11 protein-coding genes are annotated in these 11,191 nt (G+C 64.4%); 7 read left to right on the top strand and 4 right to left on the bottom strand.

All coding sequences use genetic code 11. From position 1 onward, the window contains the following. Positions 1-15 precede the first annotated feature (15 nt). The gene (clpA, locus tag IE00_RS02115) at positions 16-2,340 is read right to left on the bottom strand and encodes an ATP-dependent Clp protease ATP-binding subunit ClpA (RefSeq protein WP_072295386.1); all 2,325 of its coding nucleotides are present in this window, start codon (positions 2,338-2,340) and stop codon (positions 16-18) included. A gap of 227 nt (positions 2,341-2,567) precedes the next feature. Next, complete coding sequence (gene gloB / locus IE00_RS02110) at positions 2,568-3,314, bottom strand: hydroxyacylglutathione hydrolase (RefSeq protein ID WP_072295385.1); 747 nt, start codon at positions 3,312-3,314, stop codon at positions 2,568-2,570. A 57-nt stretch (positions 3,315-3,371) separates the two neighbouring features. Between gloB and IE00_RS02105 the strand changes: the two genes are divergently transcribed. The 7 genes from IE00_RS02105 (at position 3,372) to IE00_RS02075 (ending at position 9,761) form a co-directional block, all read left to right on the top strand. Then, on the top strand, positions 3,372-4,199 hold the full coding sequence (locus IE00_RS02105) for a methyltransferase domain-containing protein (RefSeq protein WP_072295384.1): 828 nt from the start codon (positions 3,372-3,374) through the stop codon (positions 4,197-4,199). A 214-nt stretch (positions 4,200-4,413) separates the two neighbouring features. Further along, on the top strand, positions 4,414-4,980 hold the full coding sequence (locus IE00_RS02100) for a F0F1 ATP synthase subunit delta (protein WP_072295383.1): 567 nt from the start codon (positions 4,414-4,416) through the stop codon (positions 4,978-4,980). Continuing rightward, a complete protein-coding gene (atpA, locus tag IE00_RS02095) occupies positions 4,980-6,515 on the top strand; it encodes a F0F1 ATP synthase subunit alpha (protein WP_072295382.1) in 1,536 nt (511 codons plus the stop codon). The genes IE00_RS02100 and atpA overlap by 1 nt, the downstream gene beginning before the upstream one ends. 10 nt (positions 6,516-6,525) lie before the next feature. Next, a complete protein-coding gene (locus tag IE00_RS02090) occupies positions 6,526-7,398 on the top strand; it encodes a F0F1 ATP synthase subunit gamma (RefSeq protein ID WP_072295381.1) in 873 nt (290 codons plus the stop codon). Between the two features lie 21 nt (positions 7,399-7,419). Beyond that, positions 7,420-8,844, top strand: a complete 1,425-nt coding sequence (gene atpD / locus IE00_RS02085) for a F0F1 ATP synthase subunit beta (protein WP_072295380.1) — start codon at positions 7,420-7,422, stop codon at positions 8,842-8,844. Positions 8,845-8,853: 9 nt separating this feature from the next. Beyond that, entirely contained in the window at positions 8,854-9,303 is a 450-nt protein-coding gene (locus tag IE00_RS02080; RefSeq protein ID WP_072295379.1) for a F0F1 ATP synthase subunit epsilon, read from the top strand. Between the two features lie 110 nt (positions 9,304-9,413). Beyond that, positions 9,414-9,761: an H-type lectin domain-containing protein gene (locus IE00_RS02075; RefSeq protein WP_072295378.1), complete on the top strand. Its 348-nt coding sequence runs from the start codon at positions 9,414-9,416 to the stop codon at positions 9,759-9,761. A 36-nt stretch (positions 9,762-9,797) separates the two neighbouring features. Here the strand turns inward: IE00_RS02075 and IE00_RS02070 are convergent, their stop codons facing one another. Then, entirely contained in the window at positions 9,798-10,574 is a 777-nt protein-coding gene (locus tag IE00_RS02070) for an alpha/beta fold hydrolase (protein WP_072295377.1), read from the bottom strand. Next, complete coding sequence (locus tag IE00_RS02065; protein ID WP_072295376.1) at positions 10,571-11,170, bottom strand: 2-hydroxychromene-2-carboxylate isomerase; 600 nt, start codon at positions 11,168-11,170, stop codon at positions 10,571-10,573. Before IE00_RS02065 ends, IE00_RS02070 begins: the two co-directional genes overlap by 4 nt. Positions 11,171-11,191: the final 21 nt, after the last annotated feature.

Genomic DNA, 11,191 nt, shown 5'->3' with positions numbered 1-11,191 from the left:
CGGGGCGTTTCCGGATTATTCCGCGGTCAGCAGCGGGGTCTTGGATTTGCCGATGCGGGGCGCCTCGGGGCCGGTGATGTCGAAGGCGGGCTTGTCGTCCTCGATCTTGACCCGGACGAAGCCGCCCTTGGTCAGGCGCCCGAACAGCAGTTCTTCGGCCAAGGGCTTCTTGATATGCTCTTGGATCACGCGGCCAAGCGGGCGGGCGCCCATCCGGTCGTCGTAACCACGTTCCGCCAGCCAATCTGCGGCTTGGGGCGTCAGCTCGATATGGACGTTGCGGTCCATCAGCTGGGCTTCCAGTTGCAGGATGAACTTTTCGACCACGTGAATGACGACTTCGCGGCCAAGCGGGGCAAAGCTGATGATCGCATCCAGGCGGTTGCGGAACTCGGGCGTGAAAGTCCGTTCGATGGCGGCGGTATCCTCGCCCTCGCGGCGGTCGCGACCAAAGCCGATGGCAGCCTTGGCCTGATCGGCGGCCCCTGCGTTCGAGGTCATGATCAGGATCACGTTGCGGAAATCGACCTGGCGTCCATTATGGTCAGTCAGTCGGCCCGCATCCATGATCTGCAGCAGGATGTTGAAGACATCCGGATGCGCTTTTTCGATCTCGTCCAGCAGCAGCACGCAATGGGGGTGCTGATCGACGCCATCGGTCAGAAGACCGCCCTGGTCGAAACCGACATAGCCCGGAGGCGCGCCGATCAGGCGGCTGACGGCGTGCTTCTCCATGTATTCCGACATGTCGAAGCGCAGCAGTTCGACGCCGAGGGTCGAGGCCAGTTGCTTGGCGACCTCGGTCTTGCCGACGCCCGTCGGCCCGGCAAAGAGATAGTTGCCGATGGGCTTTTCGGGTTCGCGCAAGCCAGCCCGCGCCAGCTTGATGGCAGAGGATAGCGTGGTGATGGCCGTATCCTGCCCGAAGACCACCCGCTTGAGCGAGGTTTCCAGGTCGCGCAGGACCTCGGCGTCGTTCTTGCTGACATTCTTGGGGGGAATGCGGGCGATCTTGGCGACGACGGCTTCGACCTCCTTGGGGCTGATGGTCTTGCGGCGCTTGCTTTCGGCGACCAGATGCTGGGCGGCACCGGCTTCGTCGATGATGTCGATGGCGCTGTCGGGCAGCTTGCGGTCGTTGATATACCGCGCGGCCAGTTCCACCGCCGACTTGATCGCGTCATTGGTATAGCGCAGGTCGTGGTGCTTTTCGAAATGCGGCTTCAGACCCATCAGGATCTTGATGGCATCCGGAACCGAAGGCTCGTTCACGTCGATCTTCTGGAACCTGCGCGACAGGGCGCGGTCCTTTTCGAAATGCTGGCGGTATTCCTTGTAGGTGGTCGACCCCATGCAGCGCAGCTTGCCGCCCGCCAATGCGGGTTTCAGCAGGTTCGACGCATCCATGGCCCCGCCCGACGTGGCGCCCGCACCGATCACGGTGTGGATCTCGTCGATGAAGAGGATCGCGTCGGGATGCGCCTCCAGTTCCTTGACGACGGCCTTCAGCCGCTCCTCGAAATCACCGCGATAGCGGGTGCCTGCCAGGAGGGCGCCCATATCCAGCGAGAAGATGGTCGCGCCCGCCAGCACGTCGGGGATTTCCCCACGGGTGATCTTCAGGGCCAGGCCTTCGGCGATGGCCGTCTTGCCCACGCCCGGATCGCCCACCAGCAGCGGGTTGTTCTTGCGGCGGCGGCACAGGACCTGAATGGCACGCTCGACCTCGGAATCGCGGCCGATCAGGGGATCGACATCGCCCTTGCGGGATTTGACGTTCAGGTCGACGCAATATTTGCCAAGGGCGGTTTCATCCTTGGCCTCGGGTGCTTCCTCGGCCTTTTCGTGGTCGATGGGATCATCCGATCCCGCCACCTTGCGGGGTTCGTTGAAGGACGGGTTCTTCGCCACGCCATGCGCGATGAAGTTGACCGCGTCATAGCGGGTCATGTCCAGTTCCTGCAGGAAATAGGCCGCGTTGGATTCGCGTTCGGCAAAGATCGCGACCAGCACGTTGGCGCCCGTCACTTCCTGACGGCCCGAGCTTTGGACATGAATGGCCGCGCGCTGGATCACGCGCTGGAATGCCGCCGTCGGCACGGCTTCCGAACCTTCGACGTCGGTGATGAGGGTGGACAGGTCATCTTCGATGAACTCGGTCAACGACTTGCGCAATTCGTCCAGATCGACGTTGCAGGCCCGCATGACCTTGACCGCGTCGGGTTCCTCGGTCAGGGCCAGCAGCAGATGCTCCAGCGTTGCAAGTTCGTGGCGGTGTTCGTTCGCCAGCGCAAGAGCCTGGTGAATCGCCTGTTCCAAAGAGGTCGAGAAACTTGGCACGATCGTCTCCTGTCAGTCGGCTGGCGGTATGGGCCCATAGGCGGCCCACCGGCCCAGACTGTCACGATACAGTTAAGATTTGGTGGAATCCGGTCGGCATCAAGCCCTTTTTGAAAAAGATGCCAAGTTTTTCCCACGGTTGAGGCAGATGTGATATCGCTGCCCGTTCTTTTCAAGCGCGGTGCCCGGCATGCGTCATTCCGTCTTGGCGCAGAAGGGCGATGGGCTTAGAATTCGTCCTTCATCTGACGCAGCCGCGCAAAGACCTGCGCATCGTCCGATCCCTGCATTCCCAAGGACCCGCGCAGCGCATTGACCCGCAGGAAGGGATTCGTGGCCTTTTCCAAGGCCAGTGTCGCCGGTGCGCAAGGCATGCGCGATTCCTGGATGTCGGACAGGCGCTGCTGCAGATCGGCATTGTCGGGGTCGACCGACAGCGCGAAAGCACCGTTGGCCGCGCAGTAGTCATGACCCGAACAGATCAGCGTATCATCCGGCAGGGCGGCCAGCCGCGTCAGGCTGTCCCACATCATCGCCGGATCGCCCTCGAACAGGCGTCCGCAGCCCATGGCCATCAGGCTGTCGGCGGTGAAGGCGTGGCCCGTCTGCGGGAAATGGAAGGCCACATGGCCGACCGTGTGACCCGACACGTCGATGACGCGGATCTGCTGGCCCAGCAGGTCCAGATCTTCCCCGGGGCGGACCTGGCGGTCCAGATGCGGCAGGCGATGCGCGTCGGCAGCCGCGCCGATGACCTGGGCACCGGTCTTGGCGACGATCGCGGCGACGCCCTGGATATGGTCGTCATGGTGATGGGTCAGCAGGATCGCGTCCAGCCCCCAGCCGCGGGCCTCCAGTTCGGTCAGGATCGGCAAGGCCTCGGGGGCATCGATCAGGATGGTGCCTTCCGGACCGTGCAGCAGATAGGCATAATTGTCGCGCAGACAGCGCAGCGTGACCAGTTCCAGCGGCATTGGCAAATCCCTTCGCGTGTGTTCACCTGACCCTGACAAAAGCCGGACGCCCGCACAATGCACCATGACATCCACCAGCTGCGACGCTTCTATTATCAGCGGTCTTTGGGGCGGGTCGTGCAGCGGATCCTGCGCGACCGCCTGACAACGCGGTGGTCCCCCGAAGGTTGCAGCGGCATGACGGTCGCGGGCTTCGGCTTTGCGGCGCCGATGTTGCGGCCCTATTTGTCGCGGGCGCGGCGGGTGACGGCCCTGATGCCCGGACCGCAGGGCGTGATGGCCTGGCCCGCGGCCATGCCCAATCACAGCGTCCTGTGCGATGAGACCGCTTGGCCGATCGAAACCGGCAGCATCGACCGCCTGGTCATGCTGCACGGGCTGGAAACCAGCGGGCATCCCCGCGAATTGCTGGCCGAGGCATGGCGCTGCCTGGGGCCGGGGGGGCGGATGATGATGATCGTGCCGAACCGTGCGGGGCTGTGGGCGGCGACCGACCGCACGCCCTTCGGCTTTGGCCGGTCCTATACCACGGGCCAGCTGACGTCGCAGATGCGCGCCGCCGGCCTGATGCCGGAATGGAGCGGCTCGGCCATCTATATCCCGCCCTCGGATCGCCGGTTCTGGCTGCGCAGCGCGCAGTTCTGGGAACGCACGGGCGCGCGGATCAGCCGCGTGCTGGTCGCGGGCGTGATTCTGGTCGAACTGTCCAAGCAGACCCGCGCCCCGGTGGGACCTGGCGTCAAGATCCATGTCCCCAGCCCGCTGGAGATCCTGGATGGGGTTGCCAGACCGCGTCCGGCAGGCGCGCAGCTGAACCGGACAACGGGTGACATGCTTGTGGATCACCTTGACGCCATTGCGAAAAACCAAAGTGGGCGGGACTGAGGCAAAAGGCCGCGTGGCGGGGCTGCGACACAGTGGCACCTTCGCGCCAAGAAGCACGGATGCGTGAGCTTGAAGGTTGCCGCGCACCGAACGACCTGCTAGAGACGGCCCAGATTTGCGCATGGCCCTCCATAAGCCGTGCGCCGCGACCCGCACCCCGTGACAGACCGGATGGAAATCCGGCCCGCCAACGGGGTTTGCGCAAACGTAAAGGATGACCGTGGCCAACTCTGTTTCCATGTCCCAGAGCATCGCCGGACGCTATGCGCAGGCCGTCTTCGAAATTACGAAGGACGATGGGGGGCTGGATGCCCTGGCCCAGCAGACCGCCGATCTGGATGCCGCGCTGAACGACAGCGCGGAGCTGCGCGATCTGATCGGCAGCCCGATCTATTCGCGCGACCAGCAGGTCCGGGCGATCGTCGCCATCGCCGACAAGATGGGCCTGTCCTTGGTCCTGAAGAACACGCTGCAGCTGATGGCGACGAACCGTCGTCTGTTCGTGCTGCCGCAACTGATCCACGCGCTGACGCAGATGATTGCGGAGCATCGCGGAGAGATGACGGCCGACGTCACCAGCGCCGTCGCGCTGGACGATGCGCAGCTGGAGCGTCTGAAGACGACCCTGGCCGAGAAGACCGGCAAGAAGGTCAAGCTGAACACGCGCGTCGATGAGACCCTCATCGGCGGCATGATTGTCAAGTTGGGCTCGAAGATGATCGACAGTTCGGTCCGCTCGAAGCTCGCTTCCCTGCAGAATGTCATGAAAGAGGTCGGATAATGGGAATCCAGGCTGCCGAGATTTCGGCGATCCTCAAGGAGCAGATCAAGAATTTCGGTCAGGACTCCGAAGTTGCTGAAGTCGGCCAGGTGTTGTCGGTCGGCGACGGTATCGCCCGTGTCTACGGTCTGGACAAGGTCCAGGCCGGCGAGATGGTCGAATTCCCGGGCGGCGTCCGCGGCATGGTGCTGAACCTCGAGACCGACAACGTCGGTGTCGTGATTTTCGGCGACGACCGTCAGATCAAGGAAGGCGACACCGTCAAGCGCACGCGCTCGATCGTGGACGTCCCCGTCGGCAAGGGCCTTCTGGGCCGCGTCGTTGACGGCCTTGGCAACCCGATCGACGGCAAGGGCCCGATCGAGGCGACCGAGCGCCGCGTGGCCGACGTCAAGGCGCCCGGCATCATGCCGCGCAAATCGGTCCACGAACCGATGGCGACCGGCCTGAAGTCGGTCGACGCCATGATCCCCGTCGGTCGTGGCCAGCGCGAGCTGATCATCGGCGACCGCCAGACCGGCAAGACCGCCATCGCGCTGGACACGATCCTGAACCAGCAGAACTACAACGGCCGCGAAGCCGAAGGCATGAAGACCCTGCACTGCATCTATGTCGCAGTCGGTCAGAAGCGTTCGACCGTTGCGCAGCTGGTGAAGAAGCTGGAAGAAACCGGCGCCATGGCCTATACGACCATCGTCGCGGCCACCGCATCCGACCCCGCGCCGATGCAGTTCCTGGCCCCCTATTCGGGCACGGCGATCGGCGAATATTTCCGCGACAACGGCATGGACGCGCTGATCATCTATGATGACCTGTCCAAGCAGGCCGTCGCTTACCGCCAGATGTCGCTGCTGCTGCGCCGTCCGCCCGGACGCGAAGCCTATCCGGGCGACGTCTTCTACCTGCACTCGCGCCTGCTGGAGCGTTCGGCCAAACTGAACGACGAATACGGTGCCGGTTCGCTGACGGCCCTGCCGATCATCGAAACCCAGGGCGGCGATGTGTCGGCGTTCATTCCGACCAACGTGATCTCGATCACCGACGGCCAGATCTTCCTGGAAACCGACCTGTTCTTCCAGGGCATCCGTCCTGCCGTGAACACCGGTCTGTCGGTCAGCCGCGTGGGTTCGGCCGCCCAGACCAAGGCGATGAAATCCGTCGCAGGTCCGGTCAAGCTGGAACTGGCGCAGTACCGCGAGATGGCGGCCTTCGCCCAGTTCGGTTCGGACCTGGATGCCGCGACTCAGCGCCTGCTGAACCGTGGTGCCCGCCTGACCGAGCTGATGAAGCAGCCCCAGTACAAGCCACTGACCAACGCCGAGATCGTCATCGTGATTTATGCCGGCACCAAGGGCTATATCGACAGCGTGCCGGTTAAGGAAATCGTCGCGTGGGAAGACGGTCTGCTCCAGTTCCTGCGCAGCCAGAAGTCGGACCTGCTGGACGACATGACCCGCAACGACCGCAAGGTCTCGGGTGACCTGGAAAATGCGATCAAGGCGGCGCTGGACGAATACAACCGCACGCGCGCCTGAGGGGGGATAGATGCCCAGTCTCAAGGATCTCAAGAACCGGATCGGAAGCGTCAAGAACACGCGGAAGATCACCAAGGCGATGCAGATGGTCGCCGCAGCGAAACTGCGCCGTGCGCAGGACGCCGCGGAGGCTGCCCGCCCCTACGCCGACCGCATGGCCGCAGTCATGGCCGGACTGACCGCGAATGCCGCGGATCAGACCGGCGCGCCGCGCCTGCTGGCCGGAACGGGTGACGACAAGCGCCACCTGCTTGTGGTCATGACGGCGGAACGCGGCCTTGCCGGCGGCTTCAACAGTTCGATCGTCAAGCTGGCCCGCCAGCATGCCGAACGTCTGCGGGGCCAGGGCAAGGAAGTGTCCATCCTGACCGTCGGCAAGAAGGGCCGCGAGCAGCTGAAGCGTGAATACGGCAGCCTGTTCGTGCATCACGTCGACCTGTCCGAGGTCAAGCGCATCGGCTATGAGAACGCGCGCCAGATCACCGACGAAGTTCTGTCGCGTTTCGACGGCGGCGATTTCGACGTGGCGACGATCTTCTACAACCGCTTCGAATCGGTGATCAGCCAGATCCCGACCGCCAAGCGGGTGATCCCGGCCGAGGCGCCCGAAAGTGCCCCCGCCGCGAATGCGCTTTACGACTATGAGCCCGGAGAAGAGGCCCTGCTGGCCGAGCTTCTGCCGCGGTCGGTGGCGACGCAGATCTTCGCGGCGCTTCTGGAAAATGCAGCGTCCGAGCAGGGCGCGCGGATGAGTGCCATGGACAACGCCACGCGCAACGCGGGCGACATGATCGATCGACTGACGACCGAGTACAACCGGACCCGGCAGGCCGCGATCACCAAGGAACTCATCGAAATCATTTCGGGCGCCGAGGCGCTTTGACCGTAACGCAGAGGTAACAACATGGCAGAGGCCACTGGTAAAATCACGCAGGTGATCGGCGCCGTCGTTGACGTGCAGTTCGAAGACCACCTGCCCGCGATCCTGAACGCGCTGACGACCGACAACAACGGCAAGAAGCTGGTTCTGGAAGTCGCGCAGCACCTGGGCGAAAACACCGTCCGCACCATCGCCATGGACGCGACCGAAGGTCTGGTCCGCGGCGAGCCCGTCACCGACACCGGCGGTCCGATCACCGTCCCCGTTGGTGACGTCACCCTGGGCCGCATCCTGAACGTCGTCGGCGAGCCTGTCGACGAGGGCGAGGCACTGGCCGCGAGCGAAAGCCGTGCCATCCACCAGCCCGCGCCCGATTTCGCGGCGCAGGCCACCAGCTCGGAAATCCTGGTCACCGGCATCAAGGTCATCGACCTGCTGGCACCCTATTCCAAGGGCGGCAAGATCGGTCTGTTCGGCGGCGCAGGCGTCGGCAAGACCGTTCTGATCATGGAACTGATCAACAACATCGCCAAGGTGCACTCGGGTTACTCCGTGTTCGCAGGCGTCGGCGAACGGACCCGTGAAGGCAACGACCTCTACCACGAGATGGTGGAGTCGGGCGTCATCAAGCCGGACAACCTGGCCGAGTCGAAAGTGGCCTTGGTCTATGGCCAGATGAACGAGCCTCCGGGAGCGCGCATGCGCGTCGCCCTGACCGGCCTGACCCTGGCCGAGCAGTTCCGCGACGCGTCGGGCACGGACGTTCTGTTCTTCGTGGACAACATCTTCCGCTTTACCCAGGCCGGTTCGGAAGTGTCGGCACTGCTGGGCCGCATCCCGTCCGCCGTGGGTTACCAGCCGACGCTGGCCACCGACATGGGCGCGATGCAGGAACGCATCACCTCGACCAAGAACGGCTCGATCACCTCGATCCAGGCCGTCTATGTTCCCGCGGATGACCTTACCGACCCGGCGCCTGCCACGACCTTTGCCCACCTGGATGCCACGACCGTTCTGTCGCGCGCCATTTCGGAACTGGGCATCTATCCGGCCGTGGACCCGCTCGACTCGAACAGCCGTATCCTTGATCCGGGTGTCGTCGGCGAAGAGCATTACCAGGTTGCGCGCGACGTGCAGGGCATCCTGCAGAAGTACAAGTCGCTGCAGGACATCATCGCGATTCTGGGCATGGACGAACTGTCCGAAGAGGACAAGCTGACCGTGACCCGTGCGCGCAAGATCCAGCGCTTCCTGTCGCAGCCCTTCGACGTGGCCAAGGTCTTCACCGGCTCGGACGGCGTTCAGGTTCCGCTGGAAAAGACCATCGCCTCGTTCAAGGCAGTCGTTGCCGGTGAGTATGATCACCTGCCGGAATCGGCCTTCTACATGGTCGGCGACATCGATGACGTGAAAGCCAAGGCCGAGCGTCTGGCTGCCGAAGCCGCGTAAGGGGGCATCATGGCCGATACCATGCAGTTCGACCTCGTGTCGCCGGAGCGGAGCCTGGCTTCCGTTCCCGTGCGCGAGGTGCGCCTGCCGGGCAATGACGGCGATCTGACCGCCATGCCCGGCCACGCGCCGACGATCGTGACCCTTCGTCCCGGCATGGTCATCCTTGTCGGTGCCGATGGATCGCAAAGCGAATTCGCCGTCACCGGCGGCTTTGCCGAGATCAATGCCGATTCCGTCAGCCTGCTGGCGGAACGGGGCCACCCGCGTGAGGAAATCACGCAGGAGGTCTTCAACGACATGATGCGGGACGCCCATCGCGCCCATCGCAACGCGCAAGACCGTCGCGACCATGCCGGTGAGGAATTCGTCACCGCAGCCGTCAAGATGCTTGGCGACATGCAGGCGATCGGCACCCATGTCGGTCTGGACCCGAACCAGTCCACCGTCCCGGATTGATCGCGCGCTTGCGTGAATGACGTGCAGGGAAAGCCCCGGTCCGAAAGGCCGGGGCTTTTCATTGTCGCCGCCTCGCGTCTATCAAGGGCGTGGCAGGAGGAATTGCGACAATGCAGAGATTCACCGCAAACGAGGTCGGCATCGATCAGGGCGAACTGACGCTGGTCACCGATTTCGACACGCAGGGCCCGATGTGGACCGAACAGGGCGAACGCACCGCCAGGCAGAGGGTCGCGTTTTCCGAACGTTTCCTGAAGCCGCCGGTCGTACATCTGTCGCTTGGCATGTGGGATCTGGATGTTTCGACCAACCAGCGCGGCGATCTGCTGGTGGACAATGTGACCTCGGCGGGGTTCGACCTGGTCTTCCACACCTGGGGTGATACGCGGGTGGCGCGGATGCGCGTCCACTGGATGGCCATCGGCGCGCTGCCGGATGATCAGGATTTCATTCTCTGATCATCCGCCTTTTGGTCGCGCAGGTGGCTTTTCCGCTCAGGCGCGGTCCAGATTGACCGCGATCAGCCCCGCGACCTGATCGGGATGGGTGATGGGCAGCATGTGCCCCGCACCCGGCACCTGCGCGCGCCCGACATCGGGCAGGCGCGCGGCCAGCGCATCGGCGATGGCGCCGATCACCGGCGGGCTGTCCTGACCCGAAATCAGCAGCACCGGCGCGTCGATCGCCTCAAGGCCGCCGTCGCGCAGGATATTGGCCCTGTCCTGATGCAGCGTCGGTCCGGTATCCACGACCAGCCGGATCTGACGAACCAGCGCAGCCTGTGCCGCGGGGGGCAGGGCGGCGACATCCTGGTTGCCCCAGACCGACAGGAACGCCTGGGCCGCCGCCAGATCGTCGCCCGCATCCAGCGCCGCCTCCATGCGGGCGTTCAGGTCGTCTTCGGCGGCGTCGGGTGCCGCGGCGAACAGCACCGGCTCGATCAGGGTCAGGCTGCGGATCGCCTCGGGGGCGGCCACGGCGATGCGCAGCGCGATGGTCGCCCCTATGCTGTGGCCGATCAGGTCCAGCGGACGGTCGATGAAACTGGCGGCGATGCGGGTGACGGCGGTGTGATAATCGGGATCGCCGGCTTGCGGTGCCCAGTCATCGCTGCGCCCGTGGCCCGGCATGTCGAAGCCCTGAAGATCGACCGTGCCGCCAAGGGCGGCCGCGATCGGTCCCCAATAGGAGCCGCTGGCCATCATGCAGTGCAGGGCCAGGGCCGGGCGGTCCGGGTCGCCCGCCCAATGGCGCTTGTGAAGGCCGCTCATGACCGGGCCAGATGGCGGTCCAGCATGTCCAGCCGGTCCTGTCCCCAGAAACGTGCATCATCGTCGGTGACGATATAGAAGGGCGCGCCGAAGGCCCCGGCCTGCACCGCCTGTTCCAGGTTGCGGCCATAGGTTTCGGCCCCGGTGAACAGTCCGCTATCGGCCAGCTTGGGGTCGAAGCCGTGGGCCTCCAGCAGGTCGCGGATCACCCCGTCATCGGCGATGTTCAGATCCTGCACCCAGCAGGCCCGCAGGAACCCTTGGACCAGCCCCGCCAGATCGCCGCCGCCCGCCGCCTGCGCCGCGATGATCGCATAGGAGGAGGGCGCCATGTTCGTGGGGAAATGCGCCGGTTTCAGCGTGATCGGCATGTCCAGATACTCTGCCCACCGGGGCAGTTCCTGGTTGCGGTATTCGATCCGGCTGGGATGGCGCTTGGCCGGGGGCAGGCCGCCCGTCCGGTCGAACAGCTGCATCAGGTCCAGGGGCTTGTAGGTAATGGTCGCGCCGTGGCGGGCGGCGATCCGTTCCAGACGATCACCGGCAAGATAGCACCAGGGGCTGATCGTCCCCAGATAATAATCGATATTCGGCATGGGCGCGTCCTTCTAGGTTTG

The organism is Paracoccus sp. SM22M-07, from assembly GCF_001887735.1.
In the GTDB taxonomy this organism is placed as follows: Bacteria; Pseudomonadota; Alphaproteobacteria; order Rhodobacterales; family Rhodobacteraceae; genus Paracoccus.
The sequence above is the reverse complement of the archived record's forward strand: the minus strand, read 5'-3'. Positions and strand labels throughout refer to the sequence as shown.

What these genes read in the sequence shown, in the direction of transcription:
- IE00_RS02090 (WP_072295381.1), top strand. Translation starts at nt 6,526, where the DNA reads ATGCCCAGTCTCAAGGATCTCAAGAACCGGATCGGAAGCGTCAAGAAC.
- atpA (WP_072295382.1), top strand. Translation starts at nt 4,980, where the DNA reads ATGGGAATCCAGGCTGCCGAGATTTCGGCGATCCTCAAGGAGCAGATC.
- IE00_RS02075 (WP_072295378.1), top strand. Translation starts at nt 9,414, where the DNA reads ATGCAGAGATTCACCGCAAACGAGGTCGGCATCGATCAGGGCGAACTG.
- IE00_RS02070 (WP_072295377.1), bottom strand. Translation starts at nt 10,574, where the DNA reads ATGAGCGGCCTTCACAAGCGCCATTGGGCGGGCGACCCGGACCGCCCG.
- atpD (WP_072295380.1), top strand. Translation starts at nt 7,420, where the DNA reads ATGGCAGAGGCCACTGGTAAAATCACGCAGGTGATCGGCGCCGTCGTT.
- IE00_RS02080 (WP_072295379.1), top strand. Translation starts at nt 8,854, where the DNA reads ATGGCCGATACCATGCAGTTCGACCTCGTGTCGCCGGAGCGGAGCCTG.
- IE00_RS02105 (WP_072295384.1), top strand. Translation starts at nt 3,372, where the DNA reads ATGCACCATGACATCCACCAGCTGCGACGCTTCTATTATCAGCGGTCT.
- IE00_RS02065 (WP_072295376.1), bottom strand. Translation starts at nt 11,170, where the DNA reads ATGCCGAATATCGATTATTATCTGGGGACGATCAGCCCCTGGTGCTAT.
- gloB (WP_072295385.1), bottom strand. Translation starts at nt 3,314, where the DNA reads ATGCCGCTGGAACTGGTCACGCTGCGCTGTCTGCGCGACAATTATGCC.
- IE00_RS02100 (WP_072295383.1), top strand. Translation starts at nt 4,414, where the DNA reads ATGACCGTGGCCAACTCTGTTTCCATGTCCCAGAGCATCGCCGGACGC.